This window comes from Luteimonas vadosa (genome assembly GCF_039543545.1).
Classification (GTDB): domain Bacteria; phylum Pseudomonadota; class Gammaproteobacteria; order Xanthomonadales; family Xanthomonadaceae; genus Luteimonas; species Luteimonas vadosa.
Window position 1 is genome coordinate 178,324 of sequence record NZ_BAABJY010000002.1, and the last position, 22,746, is coordinate 201,069.

Genomic DNA, 22,746 nt, shown 5'->3' on the forward strand with positions numbered 1-22,746 from the left:
CTGGATGGTCGCATTCGACGCCACGGAAAGCCTGACGCCGTACCGCAATGCGGACGGGGAGGGGGCGATTCTGTTCGACGCCTCGCAGTTGCGGCAAGTCGATCCACGCTGGTTCGATCCGGCGTTGTGGGGCGACCGGGCACGGCCGGTGGAGGGCAGCGGACGGGGCGGCGCATGGTTCATCGAAGCCTCCCATGGGCCTTGCGTGCTGCGCCAGTATCGCAGGGGCGGGTGGGCGGCGCGCATCAGCAAGGACCGGCACCTGTGGCAAGGCGCCTCGCACGTGCGGAGCTTCGCCGAGTTCCGACTCTTGCGCGACCTTGGCCGCAAGGGGCTGCCGGTGCCGGCGCCGATCGCCGCCAGTTACGTGCGTCGCGGGCTGGGATACCGCGCGTCGATCCTGCTTCAACGCATCGTCGACGTGCGCTCGCTCGCGGAGCTGGCCTCGTCGTCGCCGGACGACGCCCCCTGGTCGGCCGCCGGCCGGTTGCTCGCGCGCTTCCATCGCGCGGGCCTGGACCATGCCGACCTCAATGCGCACAACCTGCTGTTCGACGCCGACGGCAAGGGCTGGCTGATCGACCTCGACCGCGGCAGGCTGCGGATCCCGGAGACGGCATGGCGCGAGGCCAACCTGTCGCGGTTGAAGCGCTCCCTGTTCAAGGTCTGCCGCGGCAGGGCGCGCGCGGACGTGGAGGCGGACTTCGCCCGCCTGCGCGCGGCCTACGACGAAGCCTGGTCGAAGGGGTACTGAGATGGCCTGGTCGTTGCGCTTCAACGGGGTGGGCAATGCATTCGCCGTCGAGCTGGGCTCGTCGATGGCGACCATCGAGCGCGACGGCAAGCCGTGGCTGGCCATCGACTGCGGCGGGGAAGGACTGACCGCCTACCTCGCGCACTACGGCGAGCCGCCACCGGCGTTGTTCATCACCCATACCCACCTCGACCACGTCTCCGGGTTCGAGCGCCTGTTCGTGCACGAGTACTTCGACCCGGCGCGTCGCGGCCGCACGCCGGTGTACGTGCCGGTGACGGTCCTGCCGCTGCTGCACCAGCGCGTCGGCGACTACCCCAACGCGCTGGCCGAGGGCGGGGTCAATTTCTGGGAGGCGTTTCACGTGATACCGGTGGGCGACGCCTTCTGGCATGACGGCCTGCGCCTGGAAACCTTTCCGGTCCGGCACCATTGGCCGCGCACCGCCTATGGCTTGCGATTGCGCGGCAGCCTCGTGTGGACCGGCGACACCCGGCCGATCGGCGAATTGCTGAAGGTTTACGCGGACGCCGGTGAGCTCATCGCCCACGACTGCGGCCTGCAGGGCAATCCATCGCACAGCGGCCTGGACGACCTGGAGCGGGAATACCCGCCGGAACTGCTGCAGCGCTGCGTGCTCTACCACTACGGCAGCGAGGCCGATGGCGATGCGATGCGTGCGCGCGGCCATGGCGTCGCCCGCCAGAACGACGTGCTGGTGCTTGCCGAACCCACGCCGCTGGAGCTCGACCAGGCGTGAGCGCGATCGCCCACCCGCAGGCGTTGCCGCTGGACAGGCTCGGACGCCCGTTGCGCGACCTGCGCCTGTCCGTGATCGAGGCCTGCAACTACCGTTGCGGCTACTGCATGCCCGCCGACCGGATCCCGGAGGGCCATGGGCTGGATGCCGCGTCGCGGCTGTCGTTCGACGAGATCGAGGTCCTGGTGCGCGGCTTCGCGCGGCTGGGCATGCACAAACTGCGCATCACCGGCGGCGAACCCTTGCTGCGCAAGGGGCTGCCCGAGCTGGTCGCGCGCCTGGCCAAGGTGCCGGGCGTCGATGACCTGGCCCTGACCACCAATGGATCGCTGCTCGCCGCGCTGGCGCGGCCGCTGCGCGACGCCGGCCTGCACCGGCTCACCATCAGCCTGGATGCGCTTGAGCCCGCGGTGTTCCGCGAGTTGTCCGGTGGGCGCGGCGAGCTGGCGGATGTCGAGGCAGGCATCGCCGCCGCCGAGGCGGCGGGCTTCGACCGCCTCAAGTTCAATTGCGTCGTGCAGCGCGGAGTCAACGATGACCAGGTGTTGCCCCTGGTCGAACGCTTCCGCGGCACGCCCCACGTCGTGCGTTTCATCGAATACATGGACGTCGGCACCTGCAATGGTTGGGACCGGAGCCGCGTGGTGCCGTCCGTGCAGTTGCGCGACCGGATCGACGCGCGCTGGCCGCTGCGCGCGCTCGATGCCCGCTACCGCGGGGAAGTCGCGTCACGCTACGCATTCGAGGACGGCTCGGGTGAAGTCGGTTTCGTCAGTTCGGTCAGCGAGCCGTTCTGCGGAGACTGCCACCGCGCCCGCGTCTCCGCCGACGGACGCCTGTACACCTGCCTGTTCGCAGGCGATGGCCACGACCTCCGGCCGCTGCTGCGCCACGGCGAACTCGCGGTGGCCGATCGCGTCGCTGGCCTGTGGGACGGCCGGGAAGATCGCTACAGCGAGCTGCGCGGGAGCGCGGCGGGTTCGCGTCGGCATGTCGAAATGTTCCTGGTCGGTGGATGAGCGACGTCGGTTCTCCGGGCTGGCGCCTGGCCTGCCACCAGGGCACGCCCTTGCCGCGGGGCGTTACCATCTGGTGCCGACCGCGCGCCGGCCTGCCATGAAGCCCAAGATCGACAAACCCAAGCCCGGAGAGCCCGGGCCGGAGTCCCCGCTCAGCCACCTCGATGCGGACGGTCGGCCGGCCATGGTCGATGTCTCCGGCAAGCCGGTCACGCCGCGCGAGGCCTCGGCCGAGTGCCTGGTGGCATTTCCCCCGGAGGTCGCGTCCCAGCTCCGCGCCAGCGGCTTGCGCAGCGGCAAGGGCGGCATCGTCGAAACGGCGATCGTCGCCGGCACCATGGCGGTCAAGCGCACGCATGAACTCATTCCGTTCTGCCATCCGCTTCCCATCGAAGGCGTGCGCATCGGCATCGACTGGCGCGACGCACGGGTGCTGGGAATCGAATGCTCGGTCAGGACAACCCATCGCACCGGCGTGGAGATGGAGGCGCTGACCGGCGCCACGGTCGCCGCCCTGGTGGTCTACGACATGTGCAAGGCGTTGTCGCATGCCATCGTGCTCGGACCGGCGAAGTTGCTGGGCAAGCGCGGCGGCAAGCGGGACTTCGGGAAGCTCGGCTGATGGCACGGGTCAAGTTGCTGTACTTCGCCAGCCTGCGCGATGCGGCCGGTGTCGCATGCGAATCGGTGGAAAGCACGGCCGCGGACCTGCGCGACCTGTACATGGAAGCGCGTGCGCGCCATGGATTCTTGCTCCCGCCGGAAAGGCTGCGCGTGGCCGTCGATGGCGAGTTCGCCGATTGGGGCAGCGCCCCGCCCGCGGGCGGGGAGATTGCGTTCATCCCTCCGGTTTCCGGCGGATGAGCGAAGGCACGCCGCTGTTCCGAATCGCTTCCGGGCCCATCGACATCGGTCCGCTGCAGGCACGACTGGCCAACCCGCGCGCCGGCGCATGCACGGTGTTCGAAGGCCGGGTCAGGGCCCACCACGACGGCCGCAGCGTCAGCGGGCTCTTCTACGAAGCCTATGTGCCCCTCGCCGAATCCGAGGGCACGCGGATCGTCGCCGATGCCATCGCGCGCCACGGCTGCATCGCCGCCTGCTGCGTGCATCGCATCGGCGACCTCGGCATCGGCGAACTGGCGGTCTGGGTCGGCGTGTCCGCCGCGCATCGCGGCGCGGCCTTCGACGCGTGCCGCGAGATCATCGACGAGGTCAAGGCGCGTGTCCCGATCTGGAAACGGGAACGTTACGTGGAGGGAGACGCATGCTGGCAACATCCGGTCGGGGACGTTCCATGAGGCTTCCGTCCACGCCGGCGGCCCGTCGAACAGCGTTGGTTGCCTTGGTGGTCCTGCCGCTGGCGGGTGTCATTCCCGTCCACGCCTGCGATGCGCTCTGGGTCGGCAACAAGGCGGCGGATACGGTCTGGCGCCTGGACCTGCGGGATGGTCGCCGCCTGCGCTCGGTCCCGAGCGACCCGGGCCCGCATGAAATCGCGGTCGCTCCGGACGGGCGCGCCGCATTGGTGACCAGCTACGGGCGCGCCCAGCCGGGACACACCTTGGCGGTTCTCGACCTGGGCAAGGGCGAGCGGGCGGCAGGCATTGACCTCGGCGAGCATCGCCGCCCGCATGGCGTTGCCTATCTCCCCGATGGCCGCCGCGCCGTGGTGACGACCGAGGACAGCGGGTCCCTGCTGGTCGTGGATGTCCAGGCCCGGCGAATTGAACGCGTCATCGACATCGGCGGAGGCACCGGCCACATGGTGGCGTTGTCGCGGGACGGCAGGATCGCCTACGTGACCAAGATCGCGGCCGGCACGATCAGCCGCATCGACCTGCATGCCGGCACCAAGACGGCGGAACGCCCGGCGGGCGCGGGCGCGGAAGGCGTGGCGGTCGCGCCCGATGGCGCGGTCTGGGTGGGCAACCGGGCCGACGATACCGTCACCGTGCACGATCCGGACACGCTGGCGGTTCGACGCACCCTGGCCAGCACGGGGTTTCCCATCCGGGTGGTGTTCACCCACGACGGCCGCCATGCGCTGGTGACCAATGCCCGTTCCGCGACGCTCTCCGTGTTCGACGCGGCTTCCGCGGAGTTGGTGTCCACCGTGGACCTGGCACCGGTCGGGGTGCGGTACGACGACACCTTGCTCGGACGCGACCCATTGCCGATCGGGGTCATCGCCGATCCCGGCCGCCCGCGCGCGTACGTGGCGATCAGCGGCGCGGATCGCATTGCCGTGGTCGACACGGAGGGCTGGAAGGTGGTCGGGCACTGGCAGACCGGGCGGGAGCCCGATGCGCTCGGGATCGAACGGTGCCCCGGCGCGGAGCCGGGCGCCAAAGGCCGATGAGGCGACGCGAATGCGATCGCGATGGCTCGCGGAAACGGGTCGCCGCATTCCGGTCTTGAGGATGGAAAGGCGGCGGCGCCGCCCATTGACCCGGGGCGGCTTCAAGCGCCACCTGCGCGACAGCAATGCGAATGCGCGTGCCGCAGCCGCGGAGACGAGTCGCAAGCGGCTCCAAAGGACGACGCCCTGGGTGCTTGGTGCATGCGCGCGCCGGCGCGTCTTGTTGCAAACACCCGACCCAAGGAGGTTTCGGCGGGACGACCCGAATCCGCACATGCCGCGCCACGGATGGCAAGCAATCGCAGTTCGACTGCCCCAAAAAGGTGGCGACCCTGCCGGCTGGCCTCGGCGCCCGCGTCAGTCGATACCGTTGCTGCCTTCCGGCCCTGGCGGGGTTTTCGACCTAGCGTCGCGAGGGGCCGACAGGGCCACCATGGGACTGCGATCGCATCGCGATGCGCATTTGAACTGGCGGAGAGAGGGGGATTCGAACCCCCGAAGCGCGGTTTAGACGCTTACACACTTTCCAGGCGTGCTCCTTCAACCACTCGGACACCTCTCCGGGCCTGAATCACGGCATCCTTGCGTTCAGGGCCGGAAATTCTAGCGGTCGCGGGCGGTTACCACAACAAAACCCGCCTTGTGCGGACGGCGTGCCCGCGGCCCCGGGGGGCGTTGCGCCCGCCGACGCCGTGCTTCGGCCGGCGCAGCCTGGCGTGGCAGAATGGACGCATGTCCTATCTCGTCCTCGCCCGCAAGTGGCGTCCGAAGCGTTTCGCCGAGCTGGTGGGCCAGGAGCACGTGGTCAAGGCGCTGACCAATGCGCTGGATTCCGGCCGCGTGCACCACGCCTTCCTCTTCACGGGCACCCGGGGCGTCGGCAAGACCACGATCGCCCGGATCTTCGCCAAGTCACTGAACTGCGAGCAGGGCACCTCGGCAGAACCTTGCGGGCAGTGCGCGACCTGCGAGGCGATCGACGCCGGGCGATTCATCGACCTGCTGGAGATCGACGCCGCCAGCAACACCGGCGTCGACGATGTCCGCGAACTGATCGACAACGCGCAGTACATGCCGTCGCGCGGCCGGGTGAAGGTCTACCTGATCGACGAAGTGCACATGCTGTCCAAGTCGGCGTTCAACGCCTTGCTCAAGACGCTCGAGGAGCCGCCCGGGCACGTGAAGTTCCTGCTCGCCACCACCGACCCGCAGAAATTGCCGGTGACGGTGCTTTCGCGCTGCCTGCAGTTCAACCTCAAGCGCCTGGACGAAGCGCAGATCGGGGGCCAGATCGAGAAGATCCTTGCGGCTGAAGGCATCGATGTCGAGCCGGGGGCCGTGCGGCAACTGGCCAGGGCCGCCGACGGTAGTTTGCGCGACGGCCTGTCCCTGCTCGACCAGGCGATCGCCTACACCGGCGCGGCCGCGGGCGCCGGCAGCCTGCAGGACGAGGCCCTGGCGACCATGCTGGGAACGGTGGACCGGACCCGCGTCGGCGAGTTGCTCGCGGCATTGCAGGCCGGCGATGGCGCGGCATTGATGCGCGAGGTCGAGGCACTCGCGGATTTCTCGCCGGACTGGGCGAGTGTGCTGGATGCGCTCGCGGACGCGCTGCATCGGGTGCAGGTCAGGCAGCTCGTGCCCGATTGCGGCATCGAGGGCGACGGGATCGACCTGGCGGCGCTGGCCGCGGGGCTCCGTCCCGAACTCGTGCAGCTGTGGTACCAGATGGCGCTGCACGGGCGTCGCGACCTGCCGCTGGCGCCGAGCCCGCGCGCGGGGTTCGAGATGTGCGTGTTGCGGATGCTGGCGTTCCGGCCCAGCGACGAGACGGAGGTGGCACCCACCCGCGAGTCCAAGCCATCGCGACCAGCGACGCGCAGCGCTGCCGACACCGCGCGTGATGCCGTGCAGGCTGGACCGCCCCCGAAGCCGGCGGCCGCGCGGGAACCGGCCGTTTCCCGGCAGGTGGATGGGGAGGCAACCGCCAGCGACCCGGTCACCGCGGCGTCCGATCACTCCGATGCTCCCCGGCTTGCGCTGGACGCCGTCCGCTGGGTGGAGCTGGTCGCCGGCCTCGGCCTGCGCGGTCCCGTCAAGGAGCTTGCGGCGCATGCCGGGTTCGTCGGGCATTCGGGCGGCGTGCTGCGGCTCTCCCTCCCGGCCAGCGACGACCACCTCAAGGCACCGTTCCTGGTCCAGCAACTGGCGGAAGCCCTGGCCGGACCGCTCGGCGCCGCGCCGCAGTTGCGCTTCGAAACCGTGGAAACCGAGGCAGCCGACACCTTGCACGAGCGGGCCGCACGTGAGCGCGATGCGCGCCAGGACGCCGCCGAGAACGCCTTCCTGGCCGACCCCAACGTGCAAAGGCTGATGTCGCAGCAAGGCGCGACCGTGGTACCGGGCTCGATCCGGTTGCACGACGACGCTTGACCGGACCTAATTCAAATACGAGAGAGAGAGAAGACCATGCGAGGAAACATCGCCCAACTGATGCAGCAGGCGCAGAAGATGCAGGAGAGCATGCAGCGCGCGCAGGAGGAACTCGCCAGCATCGAGGTCACGGGAAGCGCCGGCGGCGGCCTGGTCACCGTGACCCTCACCGGCCGCAAGGAATGCCGCAAGGTGCGCATCGACCCGAGCGTGCTGGCCGACCCGGAGATGGCGGAGGACCTGGTCGCCGCGGCGTTCAACGATGCGTCGAACAAGGTCGACGCGGCCTCGCAGGAAAAGCTGGGCGACGCGACCGCTGGCATGAACCTGCCGCCCGGGATGAAGCTGCCGGGGTTTTCCTGAGCGGATGACGGGGCGACCTGCCGCCACCTCCGCGCCGCCGTCGTGGCGCAGGATCCTCGACTGCCGACGGATCGCGCTGCCGGCGGGGTGCGCGCGCACGTCCCCGTGCGCTGAGGGCGGGTCCCGGTCGTGACGGCGTCCCTGCTCGAACAACTCATCGAGGCCTTCCGCGTGTTGCCCGGCGTCGGGCAGAAGACCGCGCAGCGCATGGCCTACCACGTGCTCGAACGCGAGCGCGAAGGAGGCGTGCGGCTCTCGAAGGTGCTGGGCGAAGCGATGGAGCGCATCGGGCATTGCGCGCGGTGCCGGGATTTCAGCGAAGCCGAGCTCTGCGCCACGTGCGCGAGTCCGTCGCGCGACACCCACCTGCTGTGCGCGGTCGAATCCCCGGCGGACCGGATGGCGATCGAGCAGGCCACCGGTTACCGCGGGCTGTACTTCGTCCTGCAAGGCCGGTTGAGCCCGCTGGACGGCATCGGCCCGCGGGAGCTCGGGCTCGAGCAGTTGGCCGAGCGCCTGTCGGAAGACCAGGTCCGGGAACTGATCATCGCCACGAATCCGACCGTGGAAGGCGAGGCGACCGCGCACTACCTCGCCCAACTCGCCCGCCAGCGCGGCGTGCGCCCCAGCCGGCTAGCGCATGGCGTGCCGCTGGGAGGGGAACTGGAGTACGTGGACCGCGGCACGCTGTCCCACGCGTTCGGCAGCCGCAGCGAGATGTACGACTGACCACTGCGGCGGCCCTGCAATGGCCGCCGTCCACAGGAGCCGCGCCATGGCCGACACCATCTTCCACAAGATCATCCGCCGCGAGATCCCCGCCGACATCGTCTACGAGGACGAGCACCTCATCGCGTTCAAGGACATTGCCCCGCAGGCGCCGGTCCACGTCCTCTTCGTGCCCAAGCGCGACGTGGCGACACTCAATGACCTGCCCGAGGACCCTGCGGTGGTGGGACGGCTGGCGACGGCCGCGGCGCGCTATGCCAAGGAGCAGGGACTGGCCGACGAGGGCTACCGGCTGGTGATGAACTGCAACGACCATGGCGGCCAGACGGTGTTCCAGTTGCACCTGCACCTGCTGGGCGGGGCGCAGCTCGGGCGGTTCGGGACGCCGGCCTGACAGGTCGCCGTCCCTCGCCGCGGATCTCGCGCGAGCAGGGCGCCAAGACGATTGGCCTGGGCGGTAGGCGCGGCCTGCGGAACTTGCCTACCAATACCCCCACCACGGCCAGGGCGAGGGCCGGGTGACGACGTTGATGCGGTCGTACTTGGGCCACAGGTAGACCACGTCGGCGGCGATGCGCGGGAGGCGGTAGTCGTAGCCGCCGATCTGGCGGTTTTCGTAGCCGTCGATGCGACCGGTGAAGGTTACCTCGCGATTCCGCTCGAACAGCGCGGGATCGTAGAAGCCGGCGCGGCAGGCGATGAAGCGTCCACCCGTGTCGTCGCCGGACCAGTAGTGCGGATGGCCGTAGAGGTCCAGCCGGGCAGAGAGCATCTCGAAACAGGTGCTGTTGGTCCGGGGGTCGACCTGCACGATGCGCCCGCCCCAACGCACCAGCGCACCGGTGCGGTCACCGGCGACCGCGTCCTGCGGGCTGATGGGCAGGTATTCGCCCTGCAAGGGCCTGGGCTGCGAAGCGCACGCCGAGAGCAGGGCGCTGGCGACGGCGACGAGGATGAGCGGGGATCGGGACTTCATCTCGGGGCTCCGGTAGGCGTGCAAGGAATCGTACTGCTTGCCGTGAGATTCGACGACGGATTCAGGGACGATGCGACCGCAGGTCGCGGACCAGCCTGCGCCAATCGAGCGTGCCAGCGTCGGGGTGAGCGTAGCGCCAATGCGCAAATCGCGCGCCGAGCGCGGCAAGCCCTGACGAAGTGGGGCGGGCCGCGACCACGCGGGCCACCCAGTCGCCGGCGGTTTCGTGCGTCGCGGGTGCCAGGCCGAGGCGTGCGTAGCGCCGCCCCAACTGGTGCCACGCGCGCAGCACCGGATCGCGTTCGCGTTCACCCCGCGTGCTGAGCCACAGCATCCACGCCAGCGCCAGGCCCGCGGCCAGGCCGAACAGCCCGATCAGGCTCGCCGGCTCGAGGTCGTCCACGCCCAGCGGCTGGAGCAGTTGTTGCTGGCGGACGGCGTCGAAGCCGAGCATGAAATCGTTCCAGCCGCGGCGCATCCAGTCGCCCATGTCGTACACCGGCGCCAGGCCCGGTGCGGCGCCGGCCGCGCCACGGTCGTCCAGGGTGTCGTAGATGCGCTCAGGCGCGACCGCGGCGGTGGGGTCGACGCGTACCCAGCCCCTGCCAGGGAGCCAGACCTCGGCCCATGCGTGGGCGTCGGAACGGCGGAGCAGCCAATAGCCGCCGCCAAAGGGAACCCGGTAGCCGCCCACGTAGCCGGTGACCACCCGCGCGGGGATGCCGGCGGCGCGCATCAGCACCACGAACGAAGAACTGAAGTGTTCGCAGAAGCCGGCCTTCTGTTCGAACAGGAACTCGTCGACCGCGTGGCGGCCGGGGAGCGGGACCTCGAAGGTGTAGGCGAACTCGTCGTTGATCAGCGCCAGCGCGCTGGCGACGATGGCGTCGTCTCCGGCGGGTCCGTCGCCATGTCGTCGCCGCCATTGCCGTGCAAGTTCCACGGTCCGCGGATTGAAGCCGTCGGGCAGTCGCAGCGCCAGTCGCCGCAAGGTCACCTTCAGTTGCGGTTCGAACCGCCGCGGCGGTGCGGACTGCATCCGCCAGCGCGTCAGGTTCGACAACGGTCGGTCCGCGTACAGGCCGTAATCGAGCGTGAGCCGCGTGCCATCGGGTGCAGCCAGCGGAAGATCGAGCGCGACCAGCTGGCGGCGGTCGGTGGGCTCGAGTTCCAGCTCGTAGTCGTAGCGCGCCGCGGAGGGAACCACCTCGGCGGGCGGGAGGTTGCGGAACCAGCCCGATTGCGTCCACGCGCGGCCGTCGTAATCCCAGAACACGGGTCCGCGCCAGTACATCTCCTCGCGCGGGGGTTCGTCGCCGTAGAAGGTCGCCCGCAGGGCGGGGGAGTCGTCGGTCAGGATGTCGAGCCATTCGCCAGGGGCCATCCGGTCCGACAGGCCGGGGCGCGCAATGGCGCGTTCGGGCACGCCCCAAAGCGGCGAGGCGATGCGCGGGAACAGCCAGAACGCGGCGAGCGCGAGCGGCAAGCCGATCAGGACCATGCGCGACACGGTCGCCAAGCGTCGCGTCGTCGCGCGCAGCGCGGCGCCGGCCTCGGAGGAAGAGACACCGGATTCCTGCTCCGACAGGCGCACTAGCGCCATGAGAGCCAGCATGGTCCCGGACAAGCCGAGGACCAGCGACATGGGCCCCTGGTCCAGGAGAAAGGTCGCGAAGGGTGCGAACAGGGCAAAGCCCAGCAGGCTGCGGGCGTCGCGCATGCCAAGGAGTTCGACCGGCTTGATCGCCAGCATCGCCGCCAGCAGCGCGCAACCGGTGTCTCGGCCGAAGGCGAAGCGGGCGCTCGACAAGACATAGCCGACCACCGCCAGCGCGAGCAGGATGCGGATCCATCCGGGCACCTTCACGCGCCAGCTCAGCGCCATCGCTGTCGCCCCGACGAGCGAGATCGCCGCGCCCATGTCGCCCGGTAGCTGGACCAGCAGGGGCAGGAGGCAGGCCGCCGTCGCCACGAGGACCCAGGCCCGGCTCGACCGGTCGAGCGCAAGCGGCGCCATTGGGCGAACGCGCGGCGGCAGGGACTCAGCCACCGCGTGCATGGCCGGTCACCAACGGGGGCAACAACGCAAGCGCGCGCAGGCAGGCGTGCCGGTGCGCGCTTCCACGCCCCGGGCCCAGCGTCGGTTGCCCGGGAAGTTCGAGCCGGTAGCGTCGCCCGTCGCGTTCGGCTTCGTCCACCCATCGCGCCAGGCGGCGGATCCTGCCCTCGTACGGCAGCGCCGACAGCGCGCGCCACTCGAGCACCACGTCGGCGCCCTGGGGCTGTTCGTATTCGCGCACCAGCAGCGAATCGCGCCTCGCCGACGGCTTCCACGCGATCGCGCGGCGCGCGTCGCCGCGGCGGTAGTCGCGCAGGTGGTGGACGTCGTCGCCGGCCGGGTGCAGGCGGGCCCTTGCCGTTTCGCCGCGCCCCTCCGGTAGCGGTGGGCCGTCGGGTTCCGGGGCCGGATAAACCAGCAGCGGTTCGCTCGGCCAGATGTACGCCCACGCGCGGGCGAGTCCGAGCGGTCGCGTGGTGGAGATGCGGACGCGTTCCAGGTCCAGCCAGCCGCGCATCCGCGTCGGCAACGACAATTCGGCTTCGCCGTGGCCCGCCGACAGGCCCAGCGGGGCATGGGCGGTGCCGTAGTGCACTTCGAGGCCGCGGCGATCGCGGCCCGGTTCCGCCGCGGCATGCAGGCGCAGCCGCAGCGGCTTGCCGGCGGGAACCGGCTCGGCGTCGATGGCCACGATGCGCAGGCCGCTCAGTTGCAGGTGCGCGGCGAGGAGGCTGCTGTGCGCCGCGCCACCGAGGAGCAGGACCAGCAGCAGGGCGGGGTTGTTGTTGTAGTTGAGCGCACCCACGCCCATGGTGAGCAACAGCCCCAGCAGGAACATGCCGAACGCGGTCGGCAGGATGTAGATCCGGCGTCGGTCGAAGGTGACCGGAAGGGTTTCAGGCTGCCTCGGCCTGGCCAGCGATTCCAGCCGTCCGCGGAGTGCCGGCCAGCGCCCGTCCGCCACGGCCGCTCAGTCCACCGGCACGCTGTGCAGGATCGCCTTGGCGAGCGTGGTGTCGTCGCCGGCGTCGGCGTCGGCGACCAGCCGGTGCGAAGCAACGGCGCCGAACAGGGCCTGCACGTCCTCGGGCAAGACGTGGTTGCGGCCCAGCAGCAGGGCATAGGCGCGCGACGCACGCAGCAGGGCGATTCCGGCGCGGGGCGACAAGCCCACGCGGACCCCGGCATGGCGGCGGCTGCGCGCCAGCAGGGTCTGGATGTAGGCCACCAACGCCTCGCTGGCATGCACGCCTTCGACCGCCGCGCGCAGGCGCAGCACGTCCTCTTCGCCGAGCACGGCGCTCGAGCGCGAGATCAGTTGGCGGCGATCGCTGCCGGCGAGCAGGGCGCGCTCGGCCTCCTCGCCCGGATACCCGAGGTTGAGCCGCAGCAGGAACCGGTCGAGCTGCGAATCCGGCAACGGGTAGGTGCCGGCGAGGTCGACCGGGTTCTGCGTGGCGATCACGAAGAACGGGCGCGGCAGGGCGTGCGTGGTGCCGTCGACCGTGACCTGGTGTTCGGCCATCGCCTCGAGAAGCGCGCTTTGCGTACGTGGCGGTGCGCGGTTGATCTCGTCGGCGAGCAGGACGTTGGCGAACACCGGGCCGGGATGGAATTCGAATGCGCGGCTCCGCGCGTCGAAGATCGACACGCCGAGGATGTCCGATGGCAGCAGGTCCGAGGTGAACTGGACCCGCTGGAAGCCGAGGCCCAGGGTGGCGGCGAGGGCATGCGCCAGCGTGGTCTTGCCCAGGCCTGGCAGGTCCTCGATCAGCAGGTGGCCGTCCGACAACAGGGCGACGAACGCCAGCCTCACCTCGTGCGCCTTGCCCAGGACCAGGGTATTCACCTGCGCCAAAGCCGCGCGCAGGGAATCGCGCAGGGCGTCGGGTAGCATGTGCGGGCTTGCGGGGATGGCGGACATTCAAGGCTCCGTCGTGGCGGCGGTGGCGTCGCGTCCGGCAACGGGCGCTCTGCCGGACCGGATGCCGTCACCGGGTTGCCGGCAGTGTAACGAGGACGAAGCGGGATGCGAAAACCGGTGGCCACCTTCCCCGACGCGCGCGCGTGGTTCGTCGCGCTCTGGGTGCTGTTGACGGCCGCCAAGGTCGCGGTGGCCGCGCACCTGCCGCTTTTCGTCGACGAAGCTTTCTACTGGCAGGAAAGCCGGCACCTGGCCTGGGCCTATTCAGACCTTCCCGGTTTGACGGCCTGGCTGATCCGGCTTGGCGGGCTCGCGTTCGGCGACGGCGTGCTGGCGGTGCGCTTGCCGTTCCTGATGATCGCCGCGTGCCTGCCATGGCTGGTCGCAGGCATCGCGGCGCGCGAAAGCGAGCACGGAGATCCGCGGCATGCCTGGCTGGCCGCCACGGCGACGCTGTTGCTGCCGTTGGCCGGCACGCTCGGCGTGCTGGCCTTGCCCGACGTGACCCTGGCGCTGGCGACCCTGCTCTGCGTCGACGCCGCGACTCGCCTCCTGCGCGGCGTCAGCGATGGGGCGGCACTCGAGCTCGCCCTGGGGCTGGCGATCGGCGCGCTCAGCCACTATCGCTTCATCGCCGTGATCGGCGTCGGATTCGTGGCCCTGCTCCTGCTTCCGCGTGCCCGGGTCGTCCTGCGCGATCCCAGGGTGTGGATTGCGATCGCCTTCGGCGCGGCGGCATGGACCCCGTTGATGGCGTGGAACTTCGAGAATGCGGAGGCGGGGCTCCGCTTCCAGCTGGTCGACCGCCACCCGTGGTCCTGGCAACCGGCCGGGGTCTGGTTCGTCCTGGTGCAGGCCGTGCTGGTGACGCCGCTGCTGTTCGTCGCGTTGTTGTGGTCGGGCGCGCGGGAACTGCGGGACGGCACCGAATCCAGGCGCCTGCTGGCGTGGCTCGGCGGATTGGTCATCCTGGGCTTCTTCGTGCTCGGCTTCTTCGCCGACACCCAGCGGGTGAGTTTCCATTGGCCGCTGCCGGGCTACCTGGCCTTGCTGCCATTGCTGCCGGCAGCGTTGGCGCGTTGGCCTCGGCCCTGGCGCGCAGCGACCTGGGCGGTGGCCGCGACCGGCCTGCTGTGCGCGCTGGCCTATTACGCCTTCGTCTCGGTGCCATCGGCGCGGGCCCAGTCCGCGGCGCTCAAGTGGTACCCCGCAAACTTCGCGGGCTGGGAGTCCCTGGCCGACGCCGTGCGCGAGGAGCGGGCGGCGATGCCAGGGGACACTCGAATCGTCGCCGACAATTTCAAGATCGGAGCGGAACTGGGATTCGCACTGGACGATCCCCGCATCCAGGTCCTCGACCATCCCTTGAATCGCGCGCACGGACGTGCACCGCAACTGCGTTTGTGGGGCCTGGAGACCGCGGGACGGGAGGACTGGGACGAGAAGCCGGTGCTCCTGGTGGTGGGCGCGACCGATGTCGCCTACAAGTTCCTGCTGCAGCGTTACAAGGCGTTGTGTCGCCGGGTCGGCCCCTTGCCGCCGCCGCGCGTGGTCAACATCGACCACGGGCGGACGCGCTACCTCCTGTTCGCGTTGCTGCCCGGGCGCGAGACCAGCGCCGGATGCGTCGCCCCGGCGATGGCGTGGATCGACGCCCCGCAGCCCGGGGCCACCGTGGCCGGACGCTTCGAATTGTCCGGATGGGCATTCAAGGAAGGCGTGGGTATCGATCGCGTCGAAGTGCTGATCGACGGCGAAGTGGTCGCCGAAGCCGAGTACGGCCTGCCTGATCCGGGCGTCGTGGCGTTCTGGGGAGGGTCCAGCGATCCCGGGCAGCCGGACGTCGGGTTCCATGCCACGGTGTCCACGCGGGGCGTTCCGTCGGGCAGGCGCTGGCTGGGCCTGCGGCTCCACGGCCGCGATGGCAGCCTCGAGGATTGGAGCGAACAGCCGATCGAAGTGGAATGAGGGGCGTGCCGGTGGCGCCTGCCGCGGTCAGGGCACGGCGAACCCGGCCTGCCGCAGCAGCCGCGCGGTCGCGACCAAGGGCAGTCCCACCAGCGCGGTCGGATCACTCGTGTCCACGGCCTCGAACAAGGCGATGCCCAGCGACTCGGACTTGAAGCTGCCCGCGCAGTCGTAAGCGGGTTCGGTCGCCAGGTAGCGCGCGATCTCCTGCGGCTCCAGGCTGCGCATCCGCACAATGGTGGTGTCGACGGCTTCCAGGCAGGCGCCGCCACTGCGCACCAGGGCCACGGCGGTTTGGAACCGGATGGTCCTGCCGGACAGCAGGGTGAGCTGAGCCACTGCCGCTTCGTGGCTGCCGGGTTTTCCCAATGGTTGGCCGTCGAGGTCGGCGGCCTGGTCCGATCCGATCACACAGGCACCGTCGTCAACTTGACGCGCGACCGATTCAGCCTTCGCCCGTGCCAGGCGCACGACCAGGTCGCGTGGCGTTTCACCGGGCAGGGGCGTCTCGTCGACGCAAGGATTGGTGGTGTCGAAGGGCAACCCCAGGCGGGCGAGCAACTCGCGGCGATACGGGGACGTGGAGGCCAGTCGCAGCTGCATGTTCAACGGAATCAGTGCAGGGGCGCCCGGGCGCGCTCGATCTCCAGCAGTTGCTGGTCGATGCGGCGGCGCGCGGCGATCAAGGCGTCGCGGACGGTGCGGAGCTGGTCGAGTGTGGCCGCCTGGCCGTGCTGCTGCAGCCAGAGTCGCTGCCGGAGCATGTCCTGCATGGCTTCGCGCATCGGGTTGTCGTCGCTGCCGGCGATGGCCTCGATTTCCGCCCTCGCGGTCCGCAGGCGCGCTTCCAGGGTATCGGCGGCATCCAGGACCTGCGAGACGAGCAGGTGCCGGCGCCCGCTGCGCTTGCGCAGGCCCGCGGCCAGCAGGAAGGCGATGGCCACGATCGCGGCCAGGAGCAGGATGAGGGGCTGGGACACGTGTCGCGCCGTGCGAGGGTGGCGTGCAGTCTGCCGCGACGCCGCCCCGTTCGGCAAATTCACCCGGCGGCACAAGCACTTGGCGAGCCCCGGAGGGTTTGACACCCGGGGGCCCGCCGCTTACCATTCCGCGGCTTATGTCCGCAGAAGTGCCCGAGGTCGTGGATGCTTGGCGCATGGTCGCGGCCCGGCGCGGGTTCGAGGGGCGGCTGCCCCTGGCGTCCCTGAGCCGATTGCGCGATGCGCTGGTCGATGCCGAGGGCGAGGTGGAGTACTCGCTGCAGTTCGACCGCGACGCGCTGCAGGTGCCCTACGTGGAGTTGCGGATCGAAGCGTGCTTGCCGCTGCAGTGCCAGCGCTCGCTGCAGCGTTTCCTGCTCCCGGTCGTCCTGACGCAGCGGCTGGGGTTGCTGCGCGAAGGCGGGGACGCGGAGGCGGACGAGGCTGCGTTGCCGGAAGGCTACGAAGCGCTGCAGGTGGCCGCGGATGGCGAACTGCGGCCGGCGGAACTGGTGGAGGACGAACTCATCCTCGCCGTGCCCGTCGTCCCGGTCGACCCGGCCTCGGAATCGGTCGAGCGCGACTGGCCGGTCCAGCCGGACGAGGAAATGCGCGCCAATCCGTTCTCGGCGCTGGCGGCACTGAAGAAGCAGCAGCGTTAAACAAGCAATTCAATCGAATCCATCGTTGGAGCAAGACCCATGGCAGTGCAGAAATCCCGCGTGTCCCCCGCCCGTCGTGGCCAGCGCCGTTCCCATGACGCGCTGACCGCCAAGCAGCTGTCCACCGACCCGACCTCGGGCGAGACGCACCTGCGCCACCACGTCACCGCCGATGGCTACTATCGCGGCAAGCAGGTGATCCAGCCGAAGGTCGTCATCGTCGACGAAGATTGATCGTCCTGCGCGCGCGCAGGACCCTTTCCCGCCGTTGGCGCGCCCCCGGGCCGCTCAACGCCGGAACAGCCGTCCGCAGCCGGGTTGCCGGTTGAGTCAGGCGGGCCAATCCTCCAGACGGGACCGATCATGACCCAGCGAGTGTTCGCGCGGATCGCAGGCACCGGCAGCTACCTGCCGGAGAAAGTCCTGACCAACGACGACCTGTCGAAGTTCGTCGATACCACCGACGAATGGATCGCCGCGCGCACCGGCATCCGCGAGCGCCACCTGGCCGCCGACGGCGAGACCACGGGTGACATGGCGTACCACGCGGCCGTGCGCGCCATGGAAGCGGCCGGGGTCGAGGCCTCCGAAATCGATCTGATCGTGCTCGGCACCACCACGCCGGACCTCGTCTTCCCCTCCACGGCCTGCCTGCTGCAGCACCGGCTGGGCGCCAACGGGTGCCCGGCCTTCGACGTCAACGCTGCCTGCTCGGGCTTCATCTACGCCTTGGCCGTGGCCGAGAAGTTTATCGCCTCCGGTTCCGTGAAGACAGCGCTGGTGGTCGGGTCCGAAACGCTGACCCGCATGGTCGACTGGAGCGAACGCACCACCTGCGTGCTGTTCGGCGACGGCGCCGGCGCGGTGGTGCTCCAGGCCGACAACGAGACCGGCATCCTCAGCACGCACTTGCATGCCGATGGCGGCAAGAAGGAACTGCTGTGGTGCCCGGTCGGCGTTTCGGTCGGGCTCAAGGAGAACGAACGCAACGCCGGCGTGCGTATCAACATGGCCGGCAGCGACGTGTTCAAGCATGCGGTCAAGGCGCTCGATTCCGTGGTCGAGGAAACGCTGGAGGCCAACGGCCTGGACCGGCACGACATCGACTGGCTAATCCCGCACCAGGCCAACCTGCGCATCATCGAGGCCACGGCCAAGCGCCTGGACATGCCGATGGACCGGGTGGTGGTGACCGTCGACAAGCACGGCAACACCTCGTCGGGCTCGGTGCCGCTGGCACTGGACGTGGCGGTGCGCTCTGGCCGGGTCGAGCGCGGGCAACTGCTCCTGCTGGAAGCCTTCGGCGGTGGTTTCACCTGGGGATCGGTGCTGCTGCGCTACTAGCGCGGGCAGCAACCGGGAACGGGGCCAACCAGCGCCACGGGGGTTGCATGGCAGTCGAGGCGATCTTGGTCGACGGGCGCCGCGCATGGCGCAAGCGCTATCGCGACGACCCGCGCAGGCTGTCGCTGGCGGCCCTGGACGCGCTGGCCCGCGCGTTCGACCTGCCGCCCTTGCGGCCGCCCCCCAGGCATCCGTCGGCCACGAAGCGGAAGCAGGTCGAAGCAGGGCGGCTACGCGCATTGCGTGCCAGCGGAGTGCGCGTCCCGGAGATCCTCGCCGAGGACGACGACAGCCTGACGCTCTCCGACCTGGGGGCCACCCTCGCCACGCGGCTGCGCGAGCTCGCGCAGGAGCCGGCCGCGGTGGACACGCTGTCGCAGGCGGCGATCGACGCGATCGCGGACGCGCACGCACGCGGGGCATGCATCGGCCAACCCGTGCCCCGCAACCTGTCGACCGGCGACGGAGGGATCGGCTTCTTCGACCTGGAAGAAGACCCGTTGGAAACGATGACGCTGCCCGAGGCCCAGGCACGCGACTGGATCCTGTTCGCCTACGGCATCGCCAAGCACTACGACGCCCGCCCCGGCGTCCTCGCCACCCTCCTCGCCGAGCCGCTGCAGCGCGCACCTGCTGAGGTGGCGACGCTGGTGCGGCGCGTCGGGCGCCGCCTGCATCCGTTGGGGCTCCTGGCTTCCCTGGGCAGCCGCTCGATGCGCGCCCTCGCGCATGCGGTCGATGCGCTGCGTTGAACCTACCGCCCCAGGGCACGTGGCGGCGCGCGGCTCTCCCGCCCGGCGCGCATACGCCGTCGTACAGACGCGGATCGGCCTTGGCATTTATCATGCGCGCTCGTCTTGCCACCGGGTGACCGCGTGACCGATCCGCAGCTTGCTTTCGTCTTCCCGGGCCAGGGCTCGCAGTCCGTCGGCATGCTCGCGGACCTCGCCGAGCGCCATCCGCAGGTGCGCGACACGTTTGCAGAAGCCTCGGAGGGCGCGGGGATCGACCTCTGGGCGCTGTCCCAGATGGGACCGGCGGACGCATTGAACAAGACCGAGTTCACGCAGCCCGCGTTGCTTGCCGCAGGCGTGGCTGCATGGCGTGCGTGGCAGGCCAGTGGCGGCCCCGAGCCCGCGCGCTTCGCCGGCCACAGCCTGGGCGAATACGCCGCGCTGGTCGCGGCCAAAGCGCTTTCGCTGCATGACGCCGCGCGGCTGGTTCGCCGGCGCGGCCAGTTGATGCAGGATGCCGCGCCGGAAGGCGTGGGGGCGATGGCGGCCGTGCTTGGCACGGAAGACGCCCTGGTCGCCGAGGTCTGCAAGCAGGCCTCGGGCGAGGAGATCGTCGTGCCGGCCAACTTCAATTCGCCGGGACAGGTGGTGATCGGAGGCCATGCCGCCGCCGTGGATCGTGCGCTGGCCTTGCTCGCCGAGCGCGGCGTCCGCAAGGCCGTGAAGCTCGCGGTGAGCGTGCCCTCGCACACGCCGCTGATGCGCGAGGCGGCCAATCGCCTGTCCGAAGCGATTTCCGGCCTGCAGTGGCGTGAGCCGGACCGTCCCGTCGTCCAGAACGCAGACGCCGAAGTGCACGAAGGCACGCAGGCGATCCGCGACGCGCTCGTGCGCCAGTTGTACCTGCCGGTGCAATGGACGGGATGCGTGCAGGCCCTGGTGTCCGCTGGCGCCACGAGGGTGGCTGAATGCGGTCCCGGGAAGGTGCTGGCCGGCTTGGCCAAGCGCATCGACGGTTCGATCCAGGCGCGGGCGATCGGCACCGCGGCGGAGTTCGACGCGGCCCTGGCGGACTGGACATGATCCCCGCAGGCAAGATGCACAAGCGAGGCAGGCAATGACCGACACACCGCTGAAGGACGAAGTCGCACTGGTCACGGGCGCAAGCCGAGGCATCGGCGCGGCCATCGCGGACGCGCTTGCCGCGCAAGGCGCGACCGTCATCGGCACGGCGACCAGCGACGCCGGGGCCAAGGCCATCGGCGAGCGGCTTGCCCCCGCGGGCGGCCACGGACGCCGCCTGGACGTCACCGAGGCCGGGGGGATCGAATCGCTCGTCGACGCCATCGCCACCGAGTTCGGCGGAGTGTCGATCCTGGTCAACAACGCCGGGATCACACGCGACAACCTGCTGATGCGGATGAAGGACGAGGACTGGCAGGCGATCCTCGACACCAATCTCACCAGCGTCTACCGCAGCTGCAAGGCGGTGATGCGCGGGATGATGAAGGCGCGCAAGGGCCGCATCATCAACATCGCCTCCGTCGTCGGCATCACCGGCAACGCGGGCCAGGCCAACTACGCCGCGGCCAAGGCCGGGATCATCGGTTTCAGCAAGTCGCTGGCCAAGGAGATCGGGTCGCGGGGCGTCACGGTGAACGTGATCGCGCCAGGGTTCATCGCCACCGACATGACCCGCGACCTCCCCGAGGCGTCACGCCGGGCGCTGGAAGGCCAGATCGCGCTCGGACGCCTTGGCGAGCCTGCCGACATCGCCAACGCGGTCGCCTTCCTGGCCGGTCCCGCGGCCGCCTACATCACCGGCGAAACCCTGCACGTCAACGGCGGCATGTACATGCCTTGAAGCCGCAGCGTCCGACCACAAGTCCTTGAACCGGAAGGGCTGTCCCCACCGCGCGCCCACCGCCGGCGTTTGCCTTACACTATCGGCTGAAACAGCCTCCACCGGAGCCAACAACCCATGAGCAGCATCGAAGAACGCGTCAAGAAAATCGTGGTCGAACAACTGGGCGTCAAGGAAGAAGAAGTGAGCACCAGCGCCTCCTTCGTCGACGATCTGGGTGCCGACTCCCTGGATACCGTCGAACTGGTGATGGCGCTCGAGGAAGAGTTCGAGTGCGAGATCCCGGACGAGGAGGCCGAGAAGATCACCTCGGTGCAGCAGGCCATCGATTACATCAAGGCCCACGTCAAGGGTTGATCCGCGCCCGGGTCCACGGCCCGCCGCACGCGGCGGGGCAACGCAGGATGCAGTGACGATCGTGCGATTGCCGGCGTGGCCGACAAGTCGTCATCCCGGGGCCGCGCACGCGGCCTCGGTCGTGTTGGACGCCCAGGCGCGGCATGGCCGCGGCGGGTCCCGCATCGGCCGGCAGCTGGCTGGCCACAGTCCATCGGCAAGGAGTTCGCAATGTCCAAGCGTCGCGTCGTCATCACCGGCCTCGGCATCTTGTCGCCGCTCGGCAACGACCTGGCCAGCAGCTGGGACGGCATCGTGTCGGGTCGTTCCGGCATCGGGCCGATCACCCATTTCGATGCTTCGGGGTTCGCCACGCGGATCGCGGGCGAGGTCAAGGATTTCGACCCGACGGCGTGGATCGCGCCCAAGGACGTCAAGAAGATGGACCCCTTCGTCCACTATGGCGTCGCGGCCTCGATGATGGCGATCGCCGATGCGGGCCTGGAGATCGCCGAAGCGGACGCCGAACGCATCGGCGTTGCGATCGGCGCCGGGATCGGTGGCCTGAAGGGCATCGAGGAAACCACGATCAAGTACAGCGAGGGCGGGGCGCGCAAGATCTCACCCTTTTACGTCCCCAGCACCATCATCAACATGATCGCGGGGCAGGTCTCGATCATGACCGGCGCCAAGGGCCCCAACATCGCCGCGGTCACCGCGTGCACGACCTCGACCCACAACATCGGCCTGGCGATGCGCATGATCCAGCATGGCGATGCCGACGTGATGGTCGCCGGCGGCGCCGAGTTCGCGACCACGCCGACCTCAGTCGGCGGCTTCTGCGCGATGAAGGCGTTGTCCACGCGCAACGACGAGCCGGAGAAGGCGTCGCGGCCGTGGGACGAGGGCCGCGACGGTTTCGTCATGGGAGACGGCGCCGGCATCCTGGTGCTGGAGGAATACGAGCGCGCCAAGGCACGCGGCGCCCGCATCTACGCCGAGCTCGCCGGCTTCGGCATGAGCGGCGACGCCTACCACATGACCGCGCCCAGCGTCAGCGGCGAGGGTGCGGCACGCTGCATGGTCAATGCGCTGCGCGACGCCGGCATCGACGCCGACGCGGTCGGCTACATCAACGCCCACGGCACCTCGACGCCGGCCGGCGACCTGGCCGAGACCATGGCGGTCAAGGCCGCGCTCGGCGGACATGCCGGCAGGACGATGGTGAGCTCGACCAAGTCCATGACCGGCCACCTGCTCGGCGCGGCCGGCGGCGTGGAGGCCGTGTTCACCGCCATGGCGATGCATGCCGGCGTGATCCCGCCGACGATCAACCTGGACAACCCGTCGGAAGGCTGCGACCTGGACTACGTGCCGCACACGGCGCGGGAGGCGAAGGTGGACGTGGCGCTGTCCAATTCCTTCGGGTTCGGCGGCACCAACGGCACGCTGGTGTTCAAGCGCACCTGACGCGCCCGA

Annotated in this window: 26 protein-coding genes, 1 tRNA gene and 1 other RNA gene; 20 read left to right on the forward strand and 8 right to left on the reverse strand. The window is 69.9% G+C overall.

The window, feature by feature from the left end; genetic code table 11:
* Positions 1-4 precede the first annotated feature (4 nt).
* The 7 genes from ABD970_RS06665 (at position 5) to ABD970_RS06695 (ending at position 4,895) form a co-directional block, all read left to right on the forward strand.
* Positions 5-754: a 3-deoxy-D-manno-octulosonic acid kinase gene (locus tag ABD970_RS06665; RefSeq protein WP_345294733.1), complete on the forward strand. Its 750-nt coding sequence runs from the start codon at positions 5-7 to the stop codon at positions 752-754.
* Between the two features lies 1 nt (position 755).
* Positions 756-1,514, forward strand: coding sequence for an MBL fold metallo-hydrolase (locus ABD970_RS06670; protein WP_345294734.1), 759 nt, complete (start codon positions 756-758; stop codon positions 1,512-1,514).
* Positions 1,511-2,533: a GTP 3',8-cyclase MoaA gene (moaA, locus tag ABD970_RS06675; protein WP_345294735.1), complete on the forward strand. Its 1,023-nt coding sequence runs from the start codon at positions 1,511-1,513 to the stop codon at positions 2,531-2,533. Before ABD970_RS06670 ends, moaA begins: the two co-directional genes overlap by 4 nt.
* Before the next feature lie 97 nt (positions 2,534-2,630).
* Complete coding sequence (moaC, locus tag ABD970_RS06680) at positions 2,631-3,155, forward strand: cyclic pyranopterin monophosphate synthase MoaC (protein ID WP_345294736.1); 525 nt, start codon at positions 2,631-2,633, stop codon at positions 3,153-3,155.
* Positions 3,152-3,397: a MoaD/ThiS family protein gene (locus tag ABD970_RS06685; protein WP_345295665.1), complete on the forward strand. Its 246-nt coding sequence runs from the start codon at positions 3,152-3,154 to the stop codon at positions 3,395-3,397. The genes moaC and ABD970_RS06685 overlap by 4 nt, the downstream gene beginning before the upstream one ends.
* The gene (locus ABD970_RS06690; RefSeq protein WP_345294737.1) at positions 3,394-3,834 is read left to right on the forward strand and encodes a molybdenum cofactor biosynthesis protein MoaE; all 441 of its coding nucleotides are present in this window, start codon (positions 3,394-3,396) and stop codon (positions 3,832-3,834) included. The genes ABD970_RS06685 and ABD970_RS06690 overlap by 4 nt, the downstream gene beginning before the upstream one ends.
* Positions 3,831-4,895, forward strand: a complete 1,065-nt coding sequence (locus ABD970_RS06695) for a cytochrome D1 domain-containing protein (protein ID WP_345294738.1) — start codon at positions 3,831-3,833, stop codon at positions 4,893-4,895. The genes ABD970_RS06690 and ABD970_RS06695 overlap by 4 nt, the downstream gene beginning before the upstream one ends.
* 329 nt (positions 4,896-5,224) lie before the next feature.
* Here the strand turns inward: ABD970_RS06695 and ffs are convergent.
* An RNA gene (ffs, locus tag ABD970_RS06700) (signal recognition particle sRNA small type) lies at positions 5,225-5,321 on the reverse strand.
* Positions 5,322-5,364: 43 nt separating this feature from the next.
* Positions 5,365-5,457, reverse strand: a tRNA-Ser gene (locus ABD970_RS06705).
* Between the two features lie 170 nt (positions 5,458-5,627).
* Here ABD970_RS06705 and dnaX point away from each other — a divergent pair.
* The 4 genes from dnaX (at position 5,628) to ABD970_RS06725 (ending at position 8,814) form a co-directional block, all read left to right on the forward strand.
* Entirely contained in the window at positions 5,628-7,328 is a 1,701-nt protein-coding gene (dnaX, locus tag ABD970_RS06710; protein WP_345294739.1) for a DNA polymerase III subunit gamma/tau, read from the forward strand.
* A gap of 36 nt (positions 7,329-7,364) precedes the next feature.
* Entirely contained in the window at positions 7,365-7,691 is a 327-nt protein-coding gene (locus tag ABD970_RS06715) for a YbaB/EbfC family nucleoid-associated protein (protein ID WP_345294740.1), read from the forward strand.
* Positions 7,692-7,820: 129 nt separating this feature from the next.
* The gene (gene recR, locus ABD970_RS06720; protein ID WP_345294741.1) at positions 7,821-8,420 is read left to right on the forward strand and encodes a recombination mediator RecR; all 600 of its coding nucleotides are present in this window, start codon (positions 7,821-7,823) and stop codon (positions 8,418-8,420) included.
* Between the two features lie 46 nt (positions 8,421-8,466).
* A complete protein-coding gene (locus ABD970_RS06725; RefSeq protein WP_345294742.1) occupies positions 8,467-8,814 on the forward strand; it encodes a histidine triad nucleotide-binding protein in 348 nt (115 codons plus the stop codon).
* 87 nt (positions 8,815-8,901) lie between these two features.
* Here the strand turns inward: ABD970_RS06725 and ABD970_RS06730 are convergent, their stop codons facing one another.
* From ABD970_RS06730 to ABD970_RS06745, 4 genes are all read right to left on the reverse strand, one after another.
* Positions 8,902-9,396 carry a Slp family lipoprotein gene (locus ABD970_RS06730; protein WP_345294743.1) on the reverse strand — a complete coding sequence of 165 codons (495 nt, stop codon included), beginning with the start codon at positions 9,394-9,396 and terminating at the stop codon, positions 8,902-8,904.
* A gap of 61 nt (positions 9,397-9,457) precedes the next feature.
* Complete coding sequence (locus ABD970_RS06735; RefSeq protein WP_345294744.1) at positions 9,458-11,413, reverse strand: transglutaminase TgpA family protein; 1,956 nt, start codon at positions 11,411-11,413, stop codon at positions 9,458-9,460.
* Between the two features lie 25 nt (positions 11,414-11,438).
* Complete coding sequence (locus ABD970_RS06740) at positions 11,439-12,419, reverse strand: DUF58 domain-containing protein (protein ID WP_345294745.1); 981 nt, start codon at positions 12,417-12,419, stop codon at positions 11,439-11,441.
* Between the two features lie 6 nt (positions 12,420-12,425).
* The gene (locus ABD970_RS06745; RefSeq protein WP_345294746.1) at positions 12,426-13,379 is read right to left on the reverse strand and encodes an AAA family ATPase; all 954 of its coding nucleotides are present in this window, start codon (positions 13,377-13,379) and stop codon (positions 12,426-12,428) included.
* A 105-nt stretch (positions 13,380-13,484) separates the two neighbouring features.
* Here ABD970_RS06745 and ABD970_RS06750 point away from each other — a divergent pair, with 105 nt between their 5' ends.
* Complete coding sequence (locus tag ABD970_RS06750) at positions 13,485-15,347, forward strand: glycosyltransferase family 39 protein (protein WP_345294747.1); 1,863 nt, start codon at positions 13,485-13,487, stop codon at positions 15,345-15,347.
* A gap of 27 nt (positions 15,348-15,374) precedes the next feature.
* Here ABD970_RS06750 and ABD970_RS06755 read toward each other — a convergent pair whose 3' ends face one another.
* Positions 15,375-15,950, reverse strand: a complete 576-nt coding sequence (locus ABD970_RS06755) for a Maf family protein (RefSeq protein WP_345294748.1) — start codon at positions 15,948-15,950, stop codon at positions 15,375-15,377.
* An 11-nt stretch (positions 15,951-15,961) separates the two neighbouring features.
* Positions 15,962-16,327 carry a hypothetical protein gene (locus ABD970_RS06760; protein WP_345294749.1) on the reverse strand — a complete coding sequence of 122 codons (366 nt, stop codon included), beginning with the start codon at positions 16,325-16,327 and terminating at the stop codon, positions 15,962-15,964.
* Positions 16,328-16,464: 137 nt separating this feature from the next.
* Between ABD970_RS06760 and ABD970_RS06765 the strand changes: the two genes are divergently transcribed.
* The 8 genes from ABD970_RS06765 to fabF all read left to right on the forward strand — a co-directional run bounded on the left by ABD970_RS06765 (position 16,465) and on the right by fabF (position 22,737).
* Complete coding sequence (locus ABD970_RS06765; protein WP_345294750.1) at positions 16,465-16,989, forward strand: YceD family protein; 525 nt, start codon at positions 16,465-16,467, stop codon at positions 16,987-16,989.
* A gap of 39 nt (positions 16,990-17,028) precedes the next feature.
* A complete protein-coding gene (rpmF, locus tag ABD970_RS06770; protein WP_345294751.1) occupies positions 17,029-17,223 on the forward strand; it encodes a 50S ribosomal protein L32 in 195 nt (64 codons plus the stop codon).
* A 129-nt stretch (positions 17,224-17,352) separates the two neighbouring features.
* Complete coding sequence (locus ABD970_RS06775) at positions 17,353-18,333, forward strand: beta-ketoacyl-ACP synthase III (protein ID WP_345294752.1); 981 nt, start codon at positions 17,353-17,355, stop codon at positions 18,331-18,333.
* Between the two features lie 47 nt (positions 18,334-18,380).
* The gene (locus ABD970_RS06780) at positions 18,381-19,085 is read left to right on the forward strand and encodes a BUD32 family EKC/KEOPS complex subunit (protein ID WP_345294753.1); all 705 of its coding nucleotides are present in this window, start codon (positions 18,381-18,383) and stop codon (positions 19,083-19,085) included.
* A 123-nt stretch (positions 19,086-19,208) separates the two neighbouring features.
* Positions 19,209-20,150 carry an ACP S-malonyltransferase gene (gene fabD / locus ABD970_RS06785; RefSeq protein ID WP_345294754.1) on the forward strand — a complete coding sequence of 314 codons (942 nt, stop codon included), beginning with the start codon at positions 19,209-19,211 and terminating at the stop codon, positions 20,148-20,150.
* Positions 20,151-20,184: 34 nt separating this feature from the next.
* Positions 20,185-20,931, forward strand: coding sequence for a 3-oxoacyl-ACP reductase FabG (fabG, locus tag ABD970_RS06790; RefSeq protein ID WP_345294755.1), 747 nt, complete (start codon positions 20,185-20,187; stop codon positions 20,929-20,931).
* 117 nt (positions 20,932-21,048) lie between these two features.
* Positions 21,049-21,288, forward strand: coding sequence for an acyl carrier protein (gene acpP / locus ABD970_RS06795; protein ID WP_345294756.1), 240 nt, complete (start codon positions 21,049-21,051; stop codon positions 21,286-21,288).
* Between the two features lie 210 nt (positions 21,289-21,498).
* A complete protein-coding gene (gene fabF, locus ABD970_RS06800) occupies positions 21,499-22,737 on the forward strand; it encodes a beta-ketoacyl-ACP synthase II (RefSeq protein WP_345294757.1) in 1,239 nt (412 codons plus the stop codon).
* The last annotated feature ends 9 nt before the right edge of the window (positions 22,738-22,746 follow it).

What these genes read in the sequence shown, in the direction of transcription:
- ABD970_RS06695 (WP_345294738.1), top strand. Translation starts at nt 3,831, where the DNA reads ATGAGGCTTCCGTCCACGCCGGCGGCCCGTCGAACAGCGTTGGTTGCC.
- ABD970_RS06775 (WP_345294752.1), top strand. Translation starts at nt 17,353, where the DNA reads ATGACCCAGCGAGTGTTCGCGCGGATCGCAGGCACCGGCAGCTACCTG.
- ABD970_RS06730 (WP_345294743.1), bottom strand. Translation starts at nt 9,396, where the DNA reads ATGAAGTCCCGATCCCCGCTCATCCTCGTCGCCGTCGCCAGCGCCCTG.
- ABD970_RS06745 (WP_345294746.1), bottom strand. Translation starts at nt 13,379, where the DNA reads ATGTCCGCCATCCCCGCAAGCCCGCACATGCTACCCGACGCCCTGCGC.
- rpmF (WP_345294751.1), top strand. Translation starts at nt 17,029, where the DNA reads ATGGCAGTGCAGAAATCCCGCGTGTCCCCCGCCCGTCGTGGCCAGCGC.
- fabF (WP_345294757.1), top strand. Translation starts at nt 21,499, where the DNA reads ATGTCCAAGCGTCGCGTCGTCATCACCGGCCTCGGCATCTTGTCGCCG.
- ABD970_RS06715 (WP_345294740.1), top strand. Translation starts at nt 7,365, where the DNA reads ATGCGAGGAAACATCGCCCAACTGATGCAGCAGGCGCAGAAGATGCAG.
- ABD970_RS06735 (WP_345294744.1), bottom strand. Translation starts at nt 11,413, where the DNA reads ATGGCGCCGCTTGCGCTCGACCGGTCGAGCCGGGCCTGGGTCCTCGTG.
- ABD970_RS06765 (WP_345294750.1), top strand. Translation starts at nt 16,465, where the DNA reads ATGTCCGCAGAAGTGCCCGAGGTCGTGGATGCTTGGCGCATGGTCGCG.
- ABD970_RS06780 (WP_345294753.1), top strand. Translation starts at nt 18,381, where the DNA reads ATGGCAGTCGAGGCGATCTTGGTCGACGGGCGCCGCGCATGGCGCAAG.
- ABD970_RS06750 (WP_345294747.1), top strand. Translation starts at nt 13,485, where the DNA reads ATGCGAAAACCGGTGGCCACCTTCCCCGACGCGCGCGCGTGGTTCGTC.
- ABD970_RS06665 (WP_345294733.1), top strand. Translation starts at nt 5, where the DNA reads ATGGTCGCATTCGACGCCACGGAAAGCCTGACGCCGTACCGCAATGCG.
- ABD970_RS06755 (WP_345294748.1), bottom strand. Translation starts at nt 15,950, where the DNA reads ATGCAGCTGCGACTGGCCTCCACGTCCCCGTATCGCCGCGAGTTGCTC.
- moaC (WP_345294736.1), top strand. Translation starts at nt 2,631, where the DNA reads ATGAAGCCCAAGATCGACAAACCCAAGCCCGGAGAGCCCGGGCCGGAG.
- ABD970_RS06690 (WP_345294737.1), top strand. Translation starts at nt 3,394, where the DNA reads ATGAGCGAAGGCACGCCGCTGTTCCGAATCGCTTCCGGGCCCATCGAC.
- acpP (WP_345294756.1), top strand. Translation starts at nt 21,049, where the DNA reads ATGAGCAGCATCGAAGAACGCGTCAAGAAAATCGTGGTCGAACAACTG.
- dnaX (WP_345294739.1), top strand. Translation starts at nt 5,628, where the DNA reads ATGTCCTATCTCGTCCTCGCCCGCAAGTGGCGTCCGAAGCGTTTCGCC.
- fabG (WP_345294755.1), top strand. Translation starts at nt 20,185, where the DNA reads ATGACCGACACACCGCTGAAGGACGAAGTCGCACTGGTCACGGGCGCA.
- ABD970_RS06725 (WP_345294742.1), top strand. Translation starts at nt 8,467, where the DNA reads ATGGCCGACACCATCTTCCACAAGATCATCCGCCGCGAGATCCCCGCC.
- ABD970_RS06670 (WP_345294734.1), top strand. Translation starts at nt 756, where the DNA reads ATGGCCTGGTCGTTGCGCTTCAACGGGGTGGGCAATGCATTCGCCGTC.